The 20,540-nt window shown below is 69.5% G+C and carries 20 protein-coding genes; 12 read left to right on the top strand and 8 right to left on the bottom strand.

Annotated features, from left to right (window positions below):
• The first annotated feature begins 109 nt into the window (after window positions 1-109).
• Genes HII36_RS21505 through HII36_RS21490 form a run of 4 tightly spaced genes read left to right on the top strand, consistent with a single transcriptional unit; the run spans window position 110 to window position 3,682 of the window.
• The gene (locus HII36_RS21505) at window positions 110-1,102 is read left to right on the top strand and encodes an ABC transporter substrate-binding protein (RefSeq protein WP_268959573.1); all 993 of its coding nucleotides are present in this window, start codon (window positions 110-112) and stop codon (window positions 1,100-1,102) included.
• Window positions 1,103-1,116: 14 nt separating this feature from the next.
• On the top strand, window positions 1,117-2,112 hold the full coding sequence (locus HII36_RS21500; protein ID WP_173525021.1) for an ABC transporter substrate-binding protein: 996 nt from the start codon (window positions 1,117-1,119) through the stop codon (window positions 2,110-2,112).
• On the top strand, window positions 2,109-2,891 hold the full coding sequence (locus HII36_RS21495; RefSeq protein WP_173525020.1) for an ABC transporter permease: 783 nt from the start codon (window positions 2,109-2,111) through the stop codon (window positions 2,889-2,891). The genes HII36_RS21500 and HII36_RS21495 overlap by 4 nt, the downstream gene beginning before the upstream one ends.
• Entirely contained in the window at window positions 2,888-3,682 is a 795-nt protein-coding gene (locus HII36_RS21490) for an ABC transporter permease (RefSeq protein ID WP_328807816.1), read from the top strand. The genes HII36_RS21495 and HII36_RS21490 overlap by 4 nt, the downstream gene beginning before the upstream one ends.
• 51 nt (window positions 3,683-3,733) lie before the next feature.
• Here HII36_RS21490 and HII36_RS21485 read toward each other — a convergent pair whose 3' ends face one another.
• Genes HII36_RS21485 through HII36_RS21470 form a run of 4 tightly spaced genes read right to left on the bottom strand, consistent with a single transcriptional unit; the run spans window position 3,734 to window position 7,551 of the window.
• On the bottom strand, window positions 3,734-4,735 hold the full coding sequence (locus tag HII36_RS21485) for a nitrilase-related carbon-nitrogen hydrolase (RefSeq protein ID WP_173525019.1): 1,002 nt from the start codon (window positions 4,733-4,735) through the stop codon (window positions 3,734-3,736).
• A complete protein-coding gene (locus tag HII36_RS21480; RefSeq protein WP_173525018.1) occupies window positions 4,736-5,179 on the bottom strand; it encodes a DUF3598 family protein in 444 nt (147 codons plus the stop codon).
• Between the two features lie 3 nt (window positions 5,180-5,182).
• The gene (locus HII36_RS21475) at window positions 5,183-6,556 is read right to left on the bottom strand and encodes an aldehyde dehydrogenase family protein (protein WP_217369779.1); all 1,374 of its coding nucleotides are present in this window, start codon (window positions 6,554-6,556) and stop codon (window positions 5,183-5,185) included.
• 8 nt (window positions 6,557-6,564) lie between these two features.
• Window positions 6,565-7,551, bottom strand: coding sequence for a DUF1838 family protein (locus HII36_RS21470; protein ID WP_173525017.1), 987 nt, complete (start codon window positions 7,549-7,551; stop codon window positions 6,565-6,567).
• 215 nt (window positions 7,552-7,766) lie between these two features.
• Between HII36_RS21470 and HII36_RS21465 the strand changes: the two genes are divergently transcribed.
• Genes HII36_RS21465 through HII36_RS21450 form a run of 4 tightly spaced genes read left to right on the top strand, consistent with a single transcriptional unit; the run spans window position 7,767 to window position 11,672 of the window.
• Window positions 7,767-8,750: an ABC transporter substrate-binding protein gene (locus HII36_RS21465; RefSeq protein ID WP_236003715.1), complete on the top strand. Its 984-nt coding sequence runs from the start codon at window positions 7,767-7,769 to the stop codon at window positions 8,748-8,750.
• A complete protein-coding gene (locus tag HII36_RS21460; RefSeq protein WP_173525016.1) occupies window positions 8,750-9,526 on the top strand; it encodes an ABC transporter permease in 777 nt (258 codons plus the stop codon). The genes HII36_RS21465 and HII36_RS21460 overlap by 1 nt, the downstream gene beginning before the upstream one ends.
• Window positions 9,523-10,392, top strand: a complete 870-nt coding sequence (locus HII36_RS21455; RefSeq protein ID WP_328807815.1) for an ABC transporter permease — start codon at window positions 9,523-9,525, stop codon at window positions 10,390-10,392. Before HII36_RS21460 ends, HII36_RS21455 begins: the two co-directional genes overlap by 4 nt.
• Before the next feature lie 26 nt (window positions 10,393-10,418).
• Window positions 10,419-11,672 (top strand): flavin-dependent oxidoreductase, encoded by a 1,254-nt coding sequence (locus HII36_RS21450; RefSeq protein WP_173525015.1) that lies wholly within the window; start codon window positions 10,419-10,421, stop codon window positions 11,670-11,672.
• Here the strand turns inward: HII36_RS21450 and HII36_RS21445 are convergent.
• From HII36_RS21445 to HII36_RS58725, 4 genes are read right to left on the bottom strand one after another with little or no spacing between them, the layout of a single operon-like run.
• Window positions 11,669-12,256, bottom strand: coding sequence for a GTP-binding protein (locus HII36_RS21445; RefSeq protein ID WP_173525014.1), 588 nt, complete (start codon window positions 12,254-12,256; stop codon window positions 11,669-11,671). The genes HII36_RS21450 and HII36_RS21445 overlap by 4 nt on opposite strands.
• On the bottom strand, window positions 12,237-12,638 hold the full coding sequence (locus HII36_RS21440; RefSeq protein ID WP_173525013.1) for a DUF742 domain-containing protein: 402 nt from the start codon (window positions 12,636-12,638) through the stop codon (window positions 12,237-12,239). The genes HII36_RS21445 and HII36_RS21440 overlap by 20 nt, the downstream gene beginning before the upstream one ends.
• A gap of 6 nt (window positions 12,639-12,644) precedes the next feature.
• Entirely contained in the window at window positions 12,645-13,067 is a 423-nt protein-coding gene (locus HII36_RS21435) for a roadblock/LC7 domain-containing protein (protein ID WP_020546542.1), read from the bottom strand.
• A complete protein-coding gene (locus tag HII36_RS58725; RefSeq protein WP_173525012.1) occupies window positions 13,064-15,928 on the bottom strand; it encodes a sensor histidine kinase in 2,865 nt (954 codons plus the stop codon). Before HII36_RS58725 ends, HII36_RS21435 begins: the two co-directional genes overlap by 4 nt.
• A gap of 590 nt (window positions 15,929-16,518) precedes the next feature.
• Between HII36_RS58725 and HII36_RS21425 the strand changes: the two genes are divergently transcribed.
• The 4 genes from HII36_RS21425 (at window position 16,519) to HII36_RS55755 (ending at window position 20,246) form a co-directional block, all read left to right on the top strand.
• Window positions 16,519-17,523 carry an ABC transporter substrate-binding protein gene (locus HII36_RS21425; RefSeq protein ID WP_173525011.1) on the top strand — a complete coding sequence of 335 codons (1,005 nt, stop codon included), beginning with the start codon at window positions 16,519-16,521 and terminating at the stop codon, window positions 17,521-17,523.
• Window positions 17,520-18,332, top strand: coding sequence for an ABC transporter permease (locus tag HII36_RS21420; protein WP_173525010.1), 813 nt, complete (start codon window positions 17,520-17,522; stop codon window positions 18,330-18,332). The genes HII36_RS21425 and HII36_RS21420 overlap by 4 nt, the downstream gene beginning before the upstream one ends.
• A gap of 11 nt (window positions 18,333-18,343) precedes the next feature.
• The gene (locus HII36_RS21415) at window positions 18,344-19,162 is read left to right on the top strand and encodes an ABC transporter permease (RefSeq protein WP_328807814.1); all 819 of its coding nucleotides are present in this window, start codon (window positions 18,344-18,346) and stop codon (window positions 19,160-19,162) included.
• 271 nt (window positions 19,163-19,433) lie between these two features.
• Window positions 19,434-20,246, top strand: coding sequence for a hypothetical protein (locus HII36_RS55755; RefSeq protein WP_217369778.1), 813 nt, complete (start codon window positions 19,434-19,436; stop codon window positions 20,244-20,246).
• Window positions 20,247-20,540: the final 294 nt, after the last annotated feature.

Genomic DNA, 20,540 nt, shown 5'->3' with positions numbered 1-20,540 from the left:
TCATGGCATTAGTCTTTGCCCCTCCTGTACGATCTCCGCCTGTCCGCGCGACCGCCCCCCTCCTTCCGGCGCGGAGCGCGGCTCGAAGCTTGACTCGCCGAGGAGACTCATGAAATTCGGGCCTAACGTCCGTGTGTGTATTGCCGGACTTCTAACGGCCGTATCCCTTGCGGCCTGCAGTGGCACGTCCGACCCCGCGGGGACGGACTCCTCGGCCAAGTCCGGGGGCCTGGAGAAGACGACGTTGAACATCGGCGTCTCCCCCGTCCCCTCCTCCGCCCCGGTGTTCATCGCCGACAAGAGGGGATTCTTCAAGGAGGAGGGCCTGACGATCAAGACCGAGATCATCCAGGCCCCGCAGGAGGTCATGCCCAAGATCAAGAACGGCGCCATGGACGTCTTCAAGGGCAGCTACGTCTCCCTGCTCAACATCCAGGACAGCGGCGCGGAGAAGATCAAGATCCTCTCGGACACCCTGCAGGGCGCCCCCGGCATCGCCGGCGTCGTCGTGCCCAAGGACTCCAAGCTCCAGACGCCCAAGGACCTCAAGGGCAAGACGATCGGCGTCAACTCGCTCAACAACCTGGGCACCCTGTCCGTCAGCGCGCACCTCCAGGTGAACGGCCTGACCCCGCAGGACGTGAAGTTCGTCGCGATCCCGTTCCAGAACCAGATCCCCGCGCTGAAGAGCGGCCAGGTGGACGCCGCCTGGCTGGTCGAGCCGTTCCTGTCCGCCGCGCAGCAGTCCGGCTCCCGCCTCCTGGTCGACACGAACACCGGCCCGACCGACGCCCTGCCGATCGACGGCTGGGCCACCACCGAGGAGTGGGTCACCAAGCACCCCAACACCGCCGCCGCCTTCCAGCGCGCGGTGGCCAAGGCGCAGCGCCTGGCCGCGACCGACCGCGCCGCCCTGGCCGAGGTGGTGCCCCTCTACACCCAGACGCCGAAGGAAGCCGTCATGACCATGGCGATGGGGACCTTCCCCACCTCGCTCAACCCGGCACGCATTCAGCGAGTCGCCGACCTGATGAGCGAATTCGGCTATCTCAAGACCAAGGTCGACGTCAAGGCCATGGTCGTCACCGGTTCAGGCCAGTAACGGAGAACACTGAAATGAAGTTGGCACGCGCCTGCGCCGTCGGGCTCGCACTCACCATCGGGCTCGCGGCTTGCGGCAGCGGCGGCGGATCGACCGGGGCGTCCCCCAGCGCCGCTCCCGCGCAGAGCGGCAGCAAGCTGGAGAAGACCACCCTGACGATCGGCATCGTCCCCGTTCCCTCCTCGGCGCCGCTGTTCATCGCCGAGAAGCGGGGCTTCTTCAAGGAAGAGGGGCTCACCGTCAAGACGGAGGTCATCCAGGCCCCGCAGGCGGTCATGCCGAAGATCCTCAACGGCAGCATGGACGCCTTCCTCACCAGCTACGTCTCGCTGCTGTCCATCAACGACTCCGGCGCGGCGAAGCTCAAGCTGTTCCAGCACAGCCAGGAGGCCGCCCCCGGCATCGCCGGCGTCGTCGTGCCCAAGGGCTCGGCGGTCAAGGAGGCCAAGGACCTCAAGGGCAAGACCATCGCGGTCAACGTGCTCAAGGCCCTCGGCCAGACGGCCACCAACGCGCACCTGCAGCAGGCCGGGCTCAACCCGGAGGACGTCAAGTACGTCCCGGTGCAGTTCGCCGAGCAGCTCGCCGCGCTGTCGTCGGGCAAGGTGGACGCCGCCTGGCTGGTGGAGCCGTTCCTGACCTCCGCCAAGACGCAGCTCGGCGCCACCCAGGTGATCGACACCATGGACGGCCCGACCGCCGGCATCCCGATCGACGGCTGGGGCGTGTCCGAGGACTGGCTGGCCAAGAACCCGAACACGGCCGCCGCCCTGCACCGCGCGCTGTCCAAGGCGCAGGCCATCGCGGGCAGTGACCGCAACGCCATCAACGAGGTCATTCCGACCTACACCCAGATCCCGGCCGAGGCCGCGGCCGCGATGAAGCTCGGCGTGTTCTCCGCCGAGGTGGACAAGGCCAACTTCCAGAAGCTGGCCGACCTGCTCACCGGGTACGGCTACCTCAAGGCCAAGGTGGACGTGACACAGCAGATCGCGACCATCTCGGGATGACCAAGCAGGGAATCAGGCGAGGAGCCCTGGGCGCCGCGGGCGTCCTGGGGTTCCTCGCCCTGGTTGAAGCAGCCGGCCGCCTGGGCCTCATCGATCGGGACATCATGCCGTACGTCTCGACGGTGCTCGCCTCGGCGGCCGGGCTCGTTCTAGAGGCCGATTTCCTCAAGCACGTCCTGGCCACGCTGGAGGCCTGCGCGATCGGGCTGCTGATCGCGATCGCGGTGGCCGTACCGGCGGGACTGCTGCTCGGGACGGTGCCGGTGGTGGAACGGTCCGTGCGGCCGGTGGTGGAATTCCTGCGCCCGATCCCGTCGGTGTCGCTGATCCCGCTGGCCATGTTCCTCTTTCCGGACAGCGCGGACGCCAAGATCTCGCTGATCGTCTACACCTGTTCCTGGCCGCTGCTGATCAACACCATGTACGGCCTGGCCGACGTCGACCCGCTGGCCAAGGAGACGCTGCGCAGCTTCGGCTTCGGCGCGCTGCCCGTGGTCGTCCGGGTGTCGCTGCCCAGCGCGGCGCCGTTCATCGCGACCGGGATCAGGATCGCGGTCAGCGTCACGCTGATCGTGGCGGTGAGCGTGGAGCTGATCGCCGGCGGCGAGGGCGGCATCGGCACCTTCCTCAGCCAGGCGGGCGCCGCCAACCGCATCGACCGCATGCTGGCCGCGACCGTGTGGGCAGGGGTGCTCGGGCTGGCCGCGAACCTGCTGTTCACCGCCGGGGAACGCCGCCTGTTCCGCTGGCACCACGCCAGGGCCGGGGAGGCGACGTGACCGGGTTCCTGAGCAGGGCACGCTGGTACTGGATGTTGCCCGTGGCGGCGATCGCGTGGGAGCTGTCCACGCGGCAGATCGACGCCGTCTACTTCCCGCCGCCGAGCACCATCATGGTCCGGCTGCACGAGATGTGGTTCTCCGGACCGCCGACCGGCCTGTTCCTCACCGACGAGGCCGTGGCCGACCTGGTGCCGAGCCTGGCCAGGCTGTTCGCCGGCTGGGCGCTGGCCTCGCTGGTGGGCGTCGCGGTCGGCCTGGCGATGGGCCGCTCGCGGGCGCTGGCCGCGCTGGTCGAGCCGCTGCTGCACTTCGGCCGCTCGGTGCCGCCCTCGGCGCTGCTGCCGGTGTTCCTGCTGCTGTTCAAGATCGGCACGGAGATGCAGCTCGCGTCGATCGTGTACGGCGTCGTCTGGCCGGTGCTGATCAACTCGATGGACGGCGGCCGCACCGTGGACCGCCAGTACGTCGAGACCGGCGAGGTGTTCAAGCTGAGCCCGGCCACCCGGCTGTTCCGCATCATCCTGCCCGCCGCCGCCCCGAAGATCTTCGCCGGGCTGCGGCTCAGCGTCTCACTCGCGCTGATCATGATGGTGATCTCCGAGCTGGTCGGCAGCAGCGAGGGCATCGGGCACCGCATGCTGGAGGCGCAGAGCGACTTCGACATCCCGGCCATGTGGGCCGGGATCGTGCTGCTCGGCGTCCTGGGCGTGCTGCTGAACGCGCTCTTCGTGGCCGTGGAGCGCCGGTTCCTGCGCTGGCACAGAAGCGCGCGCAGGAACGAGGTCTGAGGTATCCGGACGTTCCGAGCCCGGCGTGACCGGGCTCGGAACACCGGAGGCTCAGCCGTACAGGCGCTCGATGGCCTCGGCCTGGCGGGCGGCGAACCAGGGCCGCTCACGCATCTCGTGCAGCAGGCCGTCGGGCCGCTCCACGTCGTGCCTGGCGTACTCGTCGGCCCACAGCCCGGTCTTGACCCTGCTCAGCAGGTTGGCCATGCCTGGACGGCGGCGATAGCGGCGCAGCGCGGCCAGGTCGAGCTCGGCCGCGGCGACCAGCGACTCCCCTGACCCGGCCTGGGCCAGCACCCGGCCCTCGTAGTCGATCAGCTCGGAGCCGCCGTTGGTGGAGTCTCCGGGGATCGGGATGCCCGTCAGCCCGCCGCTGTTGGCGGAAACGACGTAGGCCAGGTTCTCCACCGCCCGCGCCCGGCGGGCGATGGCCTTGGGCGTGAGCACCGGCGACGACGCCTCCGACGTGGGATGACAGAGGATCTCGGCGCCGCGCAGAGCCAGCGAGCGGGCCAGCTCGGGGTAGAGGATCTCCTCCGAGGTGATCACGGCCAGGTTGCCGATCTCCGTCTCGGCCACCGGGAGCGCCCCGTCGATGCCGTAGACCTCCAGGTAGCGTTCCCAGACATCGTACGGGCTCGGGGAGAACATCGAGTGCAGCCGGCGGTAACGCAGCACCGCCTCCCCGGCCGGGGAGAAGATCACCGATGACTGGAAGTACAGCTCGGGGAAGTGCTCGTCGGTCTCGTAGGCGTTCACGCACAGGAACACCTCGTGCCCGGTGGCGATCGCGGCCAGGGCCGCGTACTCCGGTCCTTCGGGGTCGAGGGCGGCCTTGTCACGCCACTCGGCGAAGCTCTCGCGCATCGGGAAGCCCGTCAGCGCGTATTCGGGCAGCACCACCAGGCGCAGGTCGCGGCCGAGCCACGCCTTGGAGCCGCCGACCTGCCGGTCGATCCTGTCGATGGCGGCCCGCATCTCGGCGCGCGGGTCCGCCGCCCCGTTGATCGCCCTGGTCTCCAGCTGGAGCGCCAGGGCGCGGAAGGACGTCATTCAGCTGACCCGCTTCTCGTTGATCAGGGTCCGCTTGACGCACTCGCCGTCCTTGATCCACTGCCAGACCCGGTTGCGCGACTTGCCGTCGTCGCTGAGCACGATCAGCTCGTACAGCCGCAGGTCTTCGCCTTCGGCCTTGTACTGCCAGGTCAGGTAGATGGTGGAGGAGTCGAGCTCCCAGAACTCGCCCTTGAGCCGCTCGGTGTCGAAGCCGCAGCGGCCGTTGCCCAGGTAGCTGCCGGGGAATTCGAGCACCTCGGTGCGGCCGTCGTCCCAGAAGTAGCGGTTGGTCTGGTGGTAGCGGTCGTCTTCGGTGATGGCGCAGGTCATCTCGACGCGGTGCCGGTCGAGCTCCTTGCCGGCGCCGTCGACGTGCACGTACTCGCCGGCCCATTCGCCCACGTGCTTGGCCAGCAGCGGCATGTCCTCGCGAAGTCCCATGATCTATCCCTTGGTCTGGTGCCACCACGGATCGGCGGCAGTGGAGCGGTTCAACAGAAAGGCCCTGCGGCGCAGGAAGCGGCTGATCGAGGCGGGGCCCATGCGGGAGCCGCCGAGCCCGGACAGCCGGAAGGAGTGTTTCTCGCCCTCGTGCACGAGCGCGGTGAGCGAGGCGTCGTTGACGCTGACCGCGCCCACGGCCAGCCGGCTCGCCACCGCCATGGCCTGCTCCTCCGTGGCGGCGAACACCGCGGCGGACAGTCCGTACTCGGAGTCGTTGGCCAGGGCCACGGCCTCGTCGGCGCCGGAGACCGCCATGACGGGCAGGACCGGGCCGAACGTCTCCTCCACCATGATCCGCATGGTGTGGTCGACGCCGGACAGCACGGTGGGGCGGAACCAGTGGCCGCCGCCGTGGCGTTCGACGGCGCCGCCGGTGTGCACATGGGCGCCCTTGGCCACGGCGTCGGCCAGGTGGGCGGCGATGACGTCCTCCTGCCCCGGGCCGATGATCGGGCCGATGGGGCCGCCTTCGCAGGTGAGCCCGACCTGGGCCGCCTTGCCCGCGAGCAGCGCCAGGAACTCGTCGTGGACCTCGCGCTCGACGTAGATCCGCTCGATCGACTGGCACGACTGGCCGGCGTTGGCGGTGCCGCCCCACAGGACGGCCGAGGCGGCCCGGTCGAGGTCGGCGCCGGCCAGCACGATCGCCGGGTCTTTACCGCCCAGTTCGAGGAAGGCCGGGATGAAGGCGCGGGCCGCGGACTCGGCCACCCGCCGGCCGGTCGGGACGCTGCCGGTGAACACCACCACGTCCACCAGTCCGACCAGCTCGGCGCCCGTCGCGCCGTCGCCTTCGACGATCCGCAGCGGCAGCTCGGCGGGCACCAGGCGCATCAGCGGTTCGATGAAGCGCGGTGTCACCTCGCTCGGCTTGACCAGCACCGGGCAGCCGGCGGCCAGCGCGGGGATCGCGTCGATGAGGCCGAGCAGCAGCGGGAAGTTCCACGGGCTGATCACACCGGCCAGCTCGTACGGCACGGTGTCGCCCGAGACCGAGACGCCGGGCAGCGAGGCGGCGCTCTCGACCGGCGGCGCGAGCAGGGCGGGCGCCTGGCGCACCCAGCGGGCGATCATGCCCGCCACGATCTGGCGCTCCAGCGCCGACTCCCCCACCCGGCCGGTGTCGGCGACCAGGGCCGAGAGCAGGTCGTCGGAGGCGGCGACGGCCTCGCCGAACGCGGTGAGCACCGCGCCGCGATCGGCCGCGCGCCAGGCGGGGGCCATCGCCCGCAGCTCGGCCGCGGTGGCGGCCAGAGCTGCGGGCGAGACGGGGTCGAGCTGCCGATCGGGCTGGCCGGTCAGCGGGTTTCTCACATCGGTCATCATGCTCTTCCGTTGGCGCCGCACCAGGCCCACCAGGTGGTGGTGCCGTGTGCGAGCTGCTTGTTGTAGAAGGACACCCAGGAGTTCTCGCTCGGGCCGGGCGAGGTGGGCGCGGCCTTGTAGAGGGGCCAGCTGGCGTCGATCTCGGCCCGCAGCCACGGTTCGATGTCGGCGTAGGAGTTCAGCGACCAGCTACGGGCGTGGTAGGTGAGCTGCCCGCGCACGCTCGTCTCCGCCAGGCACATGAACGGCGCCCACGGGCTGGTGCGCGACCAGCTGATCTTGGTCTTCATGGCGCCGGTCGGTACGGTGCCGGGCACGGTGCGGGCCGCCACCTCGCGGTCGTCGACGTAGAAGTCGAACATCTCCTGGGCCGTGTACACCCCGTTGGTCAGGCCGAACGTCTCGCTCAGCGTCGCGCCGAAGTCGGTGCGCACCGGGATGTCGCTGGTCCACTGGGTCTCGTCGTGCATGACCCGCAGCGGCGGCCCGGCGTAGGAGGAGGTGACGTTGAACGGGCCGAAGTTCACCGCGTCGTTGTTGATCGGGACGACCGGGTACGTCTTCAGGTCGATCGGGTTGCGCCACTCCCGCAGGATGGTGGTCGGGTTGGCGGGGTCGGTGTAGAAGACGATCTCGCGGGAGAGCTGGTAGAGCTGGTTGGTGTTGGGCACCCGGTACAGCCGCCTGATGTTGTAGCCCTCGATGTTGAACAGCTTCTGACCGTGGCGCAGGTGCGGGTCGTAGTTGTTGCCCTCGATGTTGGCGTAGACCGAGCCGGAGATGCGGAACACCATGTCCTGCCCGTCGGGGCGGCCGTTGGTCTGCAGCGAGAGCAGGCCGCCCTTGCCGGTGACGGTCTGGTAGACGGGCCCGGGGTGGGTGGGGTCGGTGGTCTCGGCGCCGGCCGCCGCACCAGGTGCGGCGAGGCTGAGGAACAGCGCGGTGAAGGCTGCGGACAGGGCTAAGCCACGACGCTTGGACATGATGCTCCTGGGGGTGCTGAGGGAGGGGAGACAGCCGCCTATCCGATCATCTCAGAATCGGCCTCGTCAACGCGCACCAGGGCATTCCCTCATATCTGGACATAAGGCCATAAATGACATTTAAAAGGCATAGCGCTTCAACGCCGTTCTTCCCTCCGATACGCTCACGCCCGTCACCCCGCTCGTGATCAACGAGACCTGCAGGAGAACCTCCCATGACAAGGAAACTGCGCTGTCTCGCCGTTACGCTCGGCGTCACGGTCGCGCTCACACTTTCCGGCTGCGGTGGTAGCGCCGAGCCGACCGGCGCCACGCAGAACAGCAAGGGCCTGGAAAAGACCACCATCAAGGTCGGCGCGCTGCCGATCATCGACGTCGCCGCGCTTTACATCGCCAACGCCAAGGGCTACTTCAAGGACGAGGGCCTGACCGTGGAACCGGTCGTCATCACCGGTGGCGCCGCCGCGATGCCGCAGATCAAGAGCGGTGCGCTGGACATTTCGCAGACCAATTACGTCTCGACGTTCGCGGCCGTGAGCAAGGGCGAGAAGATCAAGCTGGTCGCCGACATGTACCAGGCCACGCCCAAGACCTTCGTCATCATGGTCCCGAAGGACTCGCCGATCCAGACCGTGGCCGATCTCAAGGGCAAGACCGTCCTGGTCAACAACCTCAGGAACATCGCCACGCTGGCGGTGACGTCCCAGCTCAAGGCCGCCGGACTGACCGAGGCCGACGTCAAGTTCGCCGAGAAGCCGTTCCCCGACATGGGCAACGCGCTCAGCGCCGGGCAGGCCGACGCCATCTGGATCAACGAGCCGTTCATCACCGCCAACACCGCCAAGCACGGCTTCCGGGTGATCGCCGACACGATGACCGGCGAGATGGCGGACTTCCCCATCGCCGGCTGGATGGCCACCGACGAGTGGGTGCAGGAGAACCCGAAGACGCTGGCCGCCTTCCAGCGGGCGATCGCCAAGGCGCAGCGGCTCGCCGCGGGTGACCGCAAGGAGGTCGAGTCGATCATCACGACGTACACGAAGATCGACGCGCAGACGGCGTCGACGATGACCCTCGGCACCTACCCGGCCACGCTGACGGCCGAGCGGCTGCAGAAGGTCGCCGACATCATGCTCGCCCACAAGTACCTCGACAGCCCGGTCGACGTGAAGTCGGTCATCGTCGCCCCGGCGAGCTGATGACGGGTGCGCGACTGCTCCGCGGCGTCGTCGGCGCCGCGGGGTTCCTCCTGGCCGGCGAGCTGGTCATCCGGTTCGGGCTGAGCGAGGACCTGCTCTTCCCGCCGCCCTCGGTCATCCTGCGCGAGGCCGCGCTCCTGGCCGCCGACGTCACGTTCTTGGACGGGCTCGCCACGACGCTGACGAACTGGGCGCTCGGCCTGCTGGTGGCGATCGCGGCCGGCGTTCCGCTGGGCGTGCTGCTCGGCGCGCTGGCGCCGGTGGAGCGCGCGGTCAGGCCGGTGCTGGAGTTCCTGCGTCCGATCCCGTCGGTGGCCATCATCCCGCTGGCGATCCTGCTGATCCCGCAGGACGCGATGATGAAGGTCTCCGTCGTCGTGTACGCCTCCGTCTGGCCCATCCTGATCAACACCCTGTACGGCATGCACGACGTCGACCCGCTGTCGAAGGACACGCTGCGCAGCTTCGGCTTCGGCCGGCTGGCGGTGCTGGCCAGGGTGAGCCTGCCCAGCGCCGCGCCCTTCATCGCCACCGGGATCAGGATCGCGGCCGGCATCGCGCTCATCCTGGCGGTCAGCGCGGAGCTGCTCGCCGGCGGCACCAGTGGGATCGGCGTCTACGTCATCCAGGCGGGCAGCGGCAACAGGACCGACCTGATCATGGCGGCCACCTGCTGGGCCGGGATCTTCGGCGTGCTGGCCAACCTGGCGCTGCTGAGCGGCGAGCGCCGCCTGTTCCGCTGGCACCTGATGCGGACGGGGGCGGCGCCGTCGTGAAACCCGCGATCAAGAAGGCAGGCAAGGTCGTCGTCCGCGGCACCGTGCGCGGCGGCAGGGCCGTCGGGCGCGGCGCCGTGCGCGGCGGCAAGGCCGTCGCCCGCCTCTGGCTGGTGTTCGCGGTGCTCGTCGTCTGGGAGCTCGTCACGCGGCTGCTCCAGGACACCGACTTCCCGCCGCCCACCACGATCGTGGACCGCATGTACGAGCTGTGGTTCGCCGGTCCCCCGTCACGGTTGTTCCTCACCGACGACGCGATCGGCCACATCCTGCCCAGCCTGGGCCGCATGTTCAGCGGCTGGGTCCTGGCCGCGCTGGTCGGCGTGGTGGCCGGGGTGATGCTCGGCCGCTCGCGGGCGGCGACCGACTACGTCGACGCGTTGTTCGAGTTCGGCCGGGCCATCCCGCCCCCGCTGCTGCTGCCGCTGTTCGTGGTGCTGTTCCAGGCGGGCGGCCCCACCCAGCTGGCCACGATCGTGTTCGGCGTGATCTGGCCGGTGCTGCTCAACTCCATCGACGGCGCCAGGGCGGTGGATCGCACCTACACCGAGACGGCCACCGTCTTCGGCCTGTCGCGGGCGCAGCGGCTGCGGGTCGTGATCATCCCGGCCGCCTCGCCGAAGATCTTCGCCGGGCTGCGGCTGAGCCTGTCGCTGGCGCTGATCCTGATGGTGATCTCCGAGCTGTTCGGCGGCACCGACGGCATCGGCTACCAGCTCCTGCAGGCCCAGCGCGGCTTCGACACGCCCGCGGTGTGGGCCACGATCGCCCTGCTCGGCGTACTCGGTTACGTCGTGAACTCGCTGTTCGTGCTGGCCGAGCACCGGCTGCTGGGCTGGCACAGGCACGCAACCAGGAACGTCTGACCCCGGAAGGACGGTGCGGGAATCCGATGCGCACGATGATCGTCGGCGCCGGTATCGGCGGGCTGGCCACCGCGCTCAGCCTGCACGCGGCCGGGCTCGACTGCGTGGTCGTGGAGGCCGCCGACACGCTCGGGCCGCTCGGCGTGGGCATCAACCTGCAGCCGCACGCCGTACGCGAGCTGACCGAGCTGGGCCTGGGCGAGCCGCTGGCCGCCACCGGGGTCGAGACCAGCTTCATGACCTTCACCGACCGGTTCGGCGGCGAGATCCTGGCGCTGCCGCGCGGGCTGGCGGCCGGCTACCGGTGGCCGCAGTACTCCGTCCACCGCGGCGAGCTGCAGATGATGCTGCTGGCCGCGGTCGAGGACCGCGTCGGCCCGGTCCGGCTGGGCCTGCGCCTGACGGACTTCGAGCAGGACGGCTCCGGCGTCACGGTGACGCTGCGCGACCAGGTCTCCGGCCGGTCACTGCGCGAGCGGGCGGACGTGCTGGTCGGCGCGGACGGCGTGCTGTCGACGGTGCGCGCCGTGCTGCACCCGGCCGACGATCCGCTGCTGTGGGGCGGCATCCGCATGTGGCGCGGCGTGGCCGAGACCGCCTCGATCCTGGACGGCCCGATCCTCGACGGCTCGACGGTGCTCGTGTCGGGCTCGAACCTGGCCGGCAAGTTCGTCACCTATCCCATCTCGGCCGCCGACCCCACGCTGGTGAACTGGGTGGCCGAGGTGAAGGTGGGCGAGCCCGGCGTGGTGAAGGAGGCCGACTGGTCGCGCCCTGGCCGGATCGAGGACGTGGCGCCGCACTTCGCAAGCTGGGACTACCGGCACTTCGACATCCCCGCGCTCATGCGGGCCTCGCGCCGGATACTCGAATACCCCATGGTCGACAGGGACCCGCTGCCCTTCTGGGGCGAAGGACGGGTGACGCTGCTCGGCGACGCCGCCCACCCGCTCTACCCGGTGGGCTCGAACGGCGGCTCGCAGGCCGTCCTGGACGCGCGGGTGCTGGCCAGATGCCTGGCCACGATCGACGATCCGCGGGCGGCGCTGGCCGCCTACGAGGCGGAGCGGCGCCCTCCGACCTCGGCCCTGGTGCTGCTGCACCGGTCGCTGCCGATCGAGGAGACCGTCAGGCTGGTGGCCGAGCGGGCGCCTGACGGGTTCACCGACATCTCCGAGGTGCTCAGCGGGGCGGAGCTGGCCGCGATGGCCGAGGCCCAGCGCGGCATCACCGACTCCGACGTCCGCGCGCTCAACGAGCGCCCCTCCTGGAGCGTCTAGCCTTTCCAGCCCGGCACGGCCATGCGCACGTTCAGCGCGTGCTCGACGAGATGGATGAGCGCGCTCTTGACCGAGTCCTTGGATCTGGCGTCGAGCCTGACCAGCGGGATGTGCGGGGCCAGGGTCAGGGCGTCGCGTACTTCCGCGTCGCTGTGCGGGTACTGGCCGTCCCAGCCGTTCACGCCGACCACGAACGGAAGTTGCGCCTCTTCGAAGTAGTCGATGGCCGGGAAGCTGTCGGCCAGCCGCCGCGTGTCCACCAGCACCACCGCGCCGATGGCCCCGCGCACCAGGTCGTCCCACATGAACCAGAACCGGTGCTGTCCCGGCGTGCCGAACAAGTACAAGATCAGGTCGCGGTCGAGCGACACCCGGCCGAAGTCCATCGCCACGGTGGTGGTCGACTTCAGCGGTGTCAGGTTGAGATCGTCGATGCCGGCCGAAGCGTCGGTCATGACCGCCTCGGTCGTCAACGGCATGATCTCCGACACCGCGCCGACGAATGTCGTCTTCCCTACCCCGAAACCGCCGGCCACCACGATCTTGGTCGAGGTGAGGCCGGGGCTAGAGCCTGCGAAGTCCACTGAGCACCCTTTCCAGCAGGTTGACGTCTGGTCGTCCGGCTTCTAGCTGCGGCTGGTGCACGCGTACCAGACCTTCGGCCGCCATGTCGGCGATCAGCACGCGCACCACCCCGAGCGGGATCCGCAGCAGCGCCGACACCTCCGCCACCGACCTGACCTGCCGGCACAGCTGGCTGATCGCCTGATACTCCGGGGTGATGTGGGAGAACTCCCGGTGCTCGGCCGTCGCCGAGGAGACCAATGCCTCCATGGCGAGCTTCACCCGGGGAGCGGTCCGTCCTCCCGTCACCGCGTAAGGACGGACCGGTGAAGCGGGGTCAGGACTCGGCTGCGGTTGGGATTGGGGTCCCCAACCGCCGCTCGTCCATCTAGGGTCCGTCACGCGCCGTCACCTTGTCTGGCTGGCGCGCAGTTCCGCGCGCACCGCCGGAGTCAGCACCTGACCGGCGCGATCCACCATCAACGTCATCTGATACGCCACCAGCCCCATGTCACAGTCCGGGGCCGCCAGCACCGCCAGACACGAACCGTCACTGATCGACATGATCAGCATCAGCCCGCGCTGCATCTCCACGATCGTCTGATTGACCGCACCACCCTCGAACACCCGCGCCGCACCCTGCGTCAGGCTCACCAAGCCCGACGCGATCGCGGCCAGCTGATCAGCCCGGTCGGCCGGAAAGCCCGACGAGGCCGCCAGTGGCAACCCATCAGAAGAGACCACCACCGCATGCGCGACGCCCGGGACCGTGCTGACGAAGTCGGTGATCAGCCAGTCGACCCCGCGTGCCGCGTGGCTGAGGTCGTTCATGCCCCCTCCTCCCTGCCATCAATGTGGTTCTGACCGGACTGGAATGCTGCTCTGCCTTCGGTGATGTCGTCGCGGGCCGCCCGGAAGCCCTGCTGGAAGCTGGACAGACGGCTGCGCACCCGATCGGGCGAGACCGACGGCATCGGCGTCACGCCCTTGGGCGCGGCCGCGGTGTCGGCGGAACCCGGCACCAGGTTGGCCTTGGGCACCCGCTTGGGCAGCCCGGCGGACGTCGATTCGCCCTGGGCCGGCTCGGCCGCCGCCTGGGCGGCGCTCCAGCCGGCGTCCGACTTGGCCGAGCCCCAGCTGCCCGCGCTCTCGCCGCGGCCGAACCAGGCGGACTCGACGGCCGCGAAGATCGGCAGGTAGTCGTCGCCGTCCGTGGCCGGCTTGACCGAGGGGATCGGTCCGGTGGAGGCGACGTCGGGCTCGGGGAACTCGTAGCGCGGCCGGTGCTGCTGCGCTCCGGCGTCGGCCCGGTCGCTCCAGCCGTCGATCGGCGGCCGGGCGGCGGGCTGTCCGCTCTCGCCGTTCCAGGACGGGTTGCGCGGTGGCGTCCACACGTCGGAGATCTCGAAGCCGCCGGCTCTGGTGTTCTGGTCGGCGGGCCAGCCGCCGGCGTCCGGCGGCCACTGGGGCCAGGAGCCGCCCGCGTCGGGGTTCGACGGGTAGGACGGATGGCCGGGGCCGAGCCGGCCGGGGCCAAGCTGGTAGGTCGGCTCTGGCCAGTCGGTCGGCGCCGGCGCCGCCTGCAGCCCGGCGCCCGCGTACGGCTCGTCCCGCTGACCCGCCCCGGTGTACGGCGCCTCGCGCGGGCCCGCGCCGGCGAACGGGGCCTCGCGCGGCCCGGCGCCCGGGTAGGGCGACTCGTCGCGCTGACCCGCGCCCGCCTGCGGTTCCTCGCGCGGCCCGCTGCCCGTGGTCATGCCGGGGAAGGTCGGCGCGCCGTGGCCGAGCATCGCCTCGGGCACCAGCACCATCGCGGTCAGCCCGCCCGAGCTGTGCGGACGGAGCTGCACCCGGATGCCGTGCCGGTGCGCCAGCCTGGCGACCACGAACAACCCCATGCGCCGCGAGACGGAGACGTCCACCGACGGCGCGTCGGTCAGCCGCTCGTTGGCCTGGGCCAGTTCCTCCTGCGTCATGCCGATGCCGGAGTCCGTGATCGAGAGCATGACGCCGCCGCCGTCGATCCTGCTGCCCGACACGGTCACCCTGGTCTCGCGCGGCGAGAACGACAACGCGTTCTCCACCAGCTCGGCCAGCAGGTGGATGACGTCGTTGACGGCCTGACCGGCCACCGAGACGCCGTCGGGCACCTGGAGGACCACCCGCTCGTAGTTCTCCACCTCCGACAGCGAGGCACGGGCCACGTCGACCAGCTTCACCGGCTGGCTCCACCGGCGCGGCGGGTCCTGGCCGGCCAGCACCAGCAGGTTCTCGCTGTTGCGCCGCATGCGGGTGGCCAGATGGTCGAGCTTGAACAGGTTCCCGAGCCGCTGCTCGTCCTGCTCGCCCTGCTCCAGGCCGTCGATCAGGGTGATCTGCCGTTCGACCAGCGTCTGGCTGCGGCGCGACAGGTTCACGAACATCGCGTTGACGTTGCTGCGCAGCCGCGACTCCTCGCCCGCCAGGCGGACCGCCTCGCGGTGCACCTCGTCGAAGGCCCGCGCCACCTCGCCGATCTCGTCGTGGGTGGTGACGCCGATCGGGGTGACGGGGACGACCGTGCCGTCCGTGCTCTCCCTGAGCTGGCGCACGGTCTCCGGGAGGCGGTGGCCGGCCACGTCCAGGGCCTCGCCGCGCAGCTTGCGCAGCGGCCTGATCAGCGAGCGGGCGATCAGCGAGATGATCGCCAGCACCACGATGAGCAGCAGCAGGATGAGCCCGCCGGAGATCAGCGCCGAGCGGTTGGCCGCGTCCTCCAGCCCGCGGGCCCGCAGGATGACCGAGGACGCCAGCGTCTTCTCCACGCTGCGTAACGCGTCGATCTTCCCGGTGCTGACGTCGAACCAGGTGCTCACGTCCTTGTCCGGCCGCACGCCGATGCTCAGCGGCCGGCTCTCCGCCGACTGGGCCATGGCCCGCAGGCGGAACAGGTCGGTCTGGTCGACGTCCCTGCCGACGACCGTGTTGCGGTAGAGCTCGAGCTGGTCGAGCGTGGCCAGGGTGGCGAACAGCGCCTCTTCGCTCTCCTCCTGGGCCTTGGCGGCGGTGAGCGCGTCGAGCTCGCCGCTGTCGAAGGCCTTCTTGTCGAGCGCGCTGGCCAGGATGCCGCGCTGCTTGGACGCCTGCACCTTGGCCCGGCTGATCGCGGCCATGGCGCTGGCGCTGTGTGAGACCTCGTCGTCCACCGCCACCTGGCCCACCTGGTCGTGGAACTGCAGCAGGGCGGAGATGATCTGCGAGTACTTCTGGATCAGCGGCAGCGGCTGGATCTTGCCCGCGGCCGTGTCGCGCAGCGACTTGATCTCCTGCAGGCGGCGCAGCACCGGACGTACCGCGTCGCCGTGGGTGTCCGCGATCACGTCGGCGCGCCGCTTGGCCTCGCCGATCAGGTTGTCGACGCTGCTGTAGGTGGTGCGGAGCTGGGGCAGGCGGTCTTCCGGCCGGCCCTGCGCGATGTAGAGAGCCGTCTGGTCGCGTTCGAACGACAGCTCGTGCGTGACGGCGCCGATCTGTTCACTGAGCTCGGCGACCTCTCTCAACGTCTGGTAGCCGCTGGCGTCCGCGAGCGAAGTGACGACGTTCAGCCCGCCCAGTCCCACGGCCACCGCCGTGGGGACGACGATCAGCGCGACAAGGCGCGATCGCACGCGCCAGTTGCCCAGGCCGAACCTGCTCGAGGATGGCTTGGGCACCCGGCGCTTCTGGTGCCCGTGCGGCTCGCGGTCGGCGGAAGCTTCATCGCTCTGCGTTCTCACTTGCCTTCGCAACCTCTCGCCCCGGAGGGGAATTCTCGATGACCATGCGGTGAATGCTTGTGGGGGCCATTCGTACAATCGAGATGAGGGTCATTTGAGCACAGGTGATGGCTACGTCCAACCACCAAAAGTGCCTCATCGAGGCATATATCCCGATTCGTCCGAAAATTTGGATCGGAATCGGTATAACGCCTCTCACCTGCTGGAACAGGCTGCCTCATGCGCCTCACACGATCATTTAAAGATCGTTAGGAAGATCGTAAGCATGACATCAGCGACACCGCCGCACCCACACGTCACTCCTTTCACACCGGGCCCGATTCTGCGATTTTCCCCTCGCACCAATTTGTCACGATATAGCGTCACATTGGCATTGCAACCTCAAGTGTTAGCTTCGCAATAACCCGTCATCCAGGTGGTACCTACCGTCGGACCCCATGCTGTGCGTCAGGCACGCAGCCCCGGGAGGCAGCCCTCCCGGTTCCCCCTCCTGGCACCACCGCACCCCTGTGAAGGGAGTCCCAGACATGAGGCTTGGCCGCCATTCCAAGGCCGCCGTCATCGGGTTTGTCCTGGCACTCGGAGCCGTCGCGTGCAGCGGCGCCGGCTCCGGCTCGGCCAGCGCGCCGCCGTCCGCGTCCGCCAGCGGAGGCGCGCTGGAGAAGACGAAACTGAAGGTCGCGACCCTCCCCGCCATCGACAGCGCCGCCATCTACGTCGCGATCGACCAGAAGCTCTTCGAGAAGGAGGGGCTGGAGGTCACCCCGCAGGTCGTGCAGGCGGCACCCGAGGCCATCCCCATGCTGCGGAACGGCGAGATCGACGCCATGTTCGGCAACTACGTGTCGATGTTCCAGGCCCACGACAAGAACGTGATCAAGCTGCGCATCCTGGCCGAAGGATCGCGCGCGGCGCCCGACTCGCTGAGCATCATGGCGCTGCCCGACTCGCCCATCAAGACGCCGAAGGACCTCGAGAACAAGACGATCAACGTCAACGTCCTGCACAACTTCCAGGAGCTGGCGCTGACCCAGGTGCTCAAGGCCAACGACGTCGACCCGGCGAAGATCAAGTACGTGCCCGTGACGTTCCAGAACATCATGCCGTCGTGGAAGGGCGGCCAGATCGACGCCGCCTACCTGGGCGAGCCCATGGTCACCGCGGCCACGTCGCAGATGGGCGCGCGCAAGATCATCGACCCCGCCTCCGGGCCGGCCAAGGAGTTCCCGATCTCCGGCTACGTCGGCACCCAGGAGTGGTACGACCAGAACCCCAAGACCGCCGCCGCCTTCCAGCGGGCCATCCACAACGCCGCCAAGATGATGGAGAACAACCGTGAGGTGGTGGCCAAGGTGCTGCCGAACTTCACCCAGATCGACGCGGCGACGGCCGCCACGGTGACCTTCCCGTTCTTCTCCAGCTCCGACAACGCCACCAGACTCCAGCGCGTCGCCGACTGGATGATGGAGGCCAAGTGGCTCGCCAGGGAAATCGACGTCAAGACGTTGATGTCGGCGACCGCTTCAGGGTGAGCGCCGCCACCGTACTCGCCCGCCCGGTGACGGCCGCCACCAGGTGGTCGCGCCGGGCCGGCGGGGTGCTCGCGTTCGTCGTCCTGCTGGAACTGCTCAGCAGGACCGGCCTGGTCGACGCGGAGTTCCTGCCGCCCGCCACGGAGATACTCCAGCGGGCCGGCGAGCTGCTGCTCGATCCGGCGTTCCGCACGCACGCCGCCACCAGCCTGCTGGCCTGGGCGGCCGGGCTGGGCCTGGCGGCGGCGATCGCGGTGCCGCTCGGCCTGCTGCTGGGCAGCGTCCCGATACTCGACGCGGCCATGCGCTCGGTGGTGGAGTTCCTGCGTCCCATCCCGTCGGTGGCGCTCATCCCGCTGGTCGCGCTGGTCATCGGGACCGACCTGCGGCTGCGCATCACGCTGGTGGTCTACGCCGCGCTGTGGCCCATCCTCTACAACACCATGTACGGCCTGCGCGGCGTCGACCCGGTGGCCAAGGAGTCGCTGCGCTCGTACGGGTTCGGTCGGCTCGCGGTGCTGCTGCGGGTGTCGCTGCCGTCGTCGGCGCCGTTCATCACCACCGGGCTCAGGCTGTCGGCCGGGGTGGCGCTCATCCTGACCGTGAGCACGGAGATCGTGGCCGGGCGGGGCGAGGGCATCGGCGTGTTCATCTTCTTCGCCGGCCTGGCGGTGCCCGCGCGGATGGTGGACATCCTGGCCGGCGTGTTCTGGGTGGGCCTGTTCGGCGTGCTCGTCAACGCGCTGCTGGTGGCCGCCGACCGCCGGGCCTTCCGCTGGCACCACGAACGGCTGGGGGCGCGCACATGAAGACCGCGCCAGTGAAGACCACGCCAGTGAAGACCGCGCCCATGAAGACCGCGCTGTTCCGGGTGTGCGTGCTGGTGGTGCTCGTCGGGGTCTGGGAGGGCGCCACGCGGCTGGCGGCCAGCACGTTCTTCCCTCCGCCCGCGGAGATCGTGCTGCGCATGGGGACCATGTGGTTCTCCGGGCCGCCCGAGCGGCTGTTCCTGACCGACATGGCCGTGCAGAACATCCTGCCCAGCCTGGGCCGGATGGCCGTCGGCTTCACCGTCGGCGCGCTGCTCGGGGTGCTGCTCGGGCTGGCGATCGGCATGTCGGCCCGGGTGTACGACTACCTCGACGGCGTGCTGCAGTTCCTGCGCGCGATCCCGCCCCCGGCGCTGGTGACCGTGTTCCTGGTGGTGTTCGGCTTCGGGGTGAAGATGCAACTGGCGTTCATCGTGTTCAGCATCGTCTGGCCGGTGCTGCTGAACACCGCCGACGGGGCGCGCTCGGTCGAGCCGCTGCACCTGGACACCAGCCGGGTGTTCAGGCTGTCGCGGGCCGAGCGGATCCGCCGGATCGTGCTGCCGTCCGCGCTGCCGAAGATGTTCGCCGGGCTGCGGCTGGCGTTGTCGCTCTCGTTGATCGTCATGGTCTTCTCCGAGCTGCTGCCCGGGACCACGAACGGGATCGGGTTCCAGCTCACCGACGCCTGGTCGATGTTCGACCTGCCTGCCATGTGGGCCGGAATCGTGCTTCTCGGCGTGCTCGGATATGTGCTCAACGAGCTGTTCCTGGTGGTGGAACGGCGCGTGCTCGCCTGGCATCACCAGGCGCAGCAAGTGTCGGAATAGCCTTCGCCGCAAATGCGCACGCCCGGCGCGCCTCGCGCCGGGCGTGCTCGCGTTCACACCCCTGTTGACCTGGGACGATTCGGACAATTCGGCTGGATGACAGCATTTCCTGAAATTGCGGCAATAGAGAATAAGCTTGGGGCAGACATTAACCGGGAAATGGCGTCCCCGAACGTTGAGTATGGGTATGTCGGAATCCATCTGGAAGCCGGGGAGGGCGACCAGGATCTAGATCGGATCACCGACACACAGGAAACGAATGACCGTGAAGATGAAAAGCGTAATCCGCCACCGGCGGGCCGCCACACTCGCTCTGGCCACGTTGGCCACCGGCGCCGTACTCCTGCCGCTCGGTCAGGTCGCCAGCGCCCAGACCGGGGTGACCACCGGCGCCATCGCCCAGACGAGCGCCGCCACGCTCGTCCACGAGAAGCCCGCGCTCGGCTGCCGTCACCGTCACTGCGGCCCGCGCTGGTGGGGCGGCTGGCGTCACCGCCACTGCCACCGTCACCGCCACTGCCACGGCAGGGTCGGACCGCAGGGCCCGGCCGGACCGCAGGGCCCGCAGGGTCCCGCCGGCCCGCAGGGGCCGCAGGGTCCTCCCGGACCTCCCGGAAAGGTGGTCAAGTGGCCGCACAAGCCGTGGCCGTGGTTCCCGTTCAAGCCGTGGCACTCGCACCACCGTCCCGACCTGTACAGCACGCAGGCCGCGCCGGGTGACGCGTCCCGCGACAACCAGGGCCGGGACTACTGGTCCCCGAACAACCAGGGCCAGGACTACTGGGCCCCGGACAACCAGGACGAGGCGAGCTTCGACCCGGGGCAGGCCGGTCCGGACGCCCTCTCGCCGGAGAACTTCGACCCGCTGGCGCTCGCCCGCCAGGAGTCGGGCGACCAGAACCTCGACCAGCTGTTCCCTGAGCAGGACGCCGACGAGGCCGCCCCGCAGCAGGACACAGCGGACGAGGCCGCCCCGGAGCAGGAGAACCTGGGCCAGGATGACCTCGGTGGCCAGGAGAACCTGGGCCAGGATGACCTCGGTGGCCAGGAGAACCTGACGCCGGAAGACCAGCCCCAGGAGTGACCACGTGCTCCTCGGGACGGCCCGCCCGGTTCAGGTGATCGGGCGGGCAGGTCTCCGACCCACCTGACGCACGACCGGCCTCCGCTCGATCCGGCCGCGATCTCGACGACGAGTTGCGGACGGGCCTTTCGGAGGCCCTATATTCCCTCGACGGACCCGGCCGTACGCCCGCGCGTGCCGTGTGAGCACCGGTGATGTGGATCTTCACGGGTGTCGCTCGGCGATCAGCCAGGAGTAAGATCGCGTCCGAAATATTCATACGACATGTGCAGCTATTCCCGGTTTCGATAGAGT

It is taken from the genome of Nonomuraea antri (genome assembly GCF_013283785.1).
GTDB lineage: Bacteria > Actinomycetota > Actinomycetes > Streptosporangiales > Streptosporangiaceae > Nonomuraea > Nonomuraea antri.
This window is presented reverse-complemented; position numbering and strand designations above follow the sequence as displayed.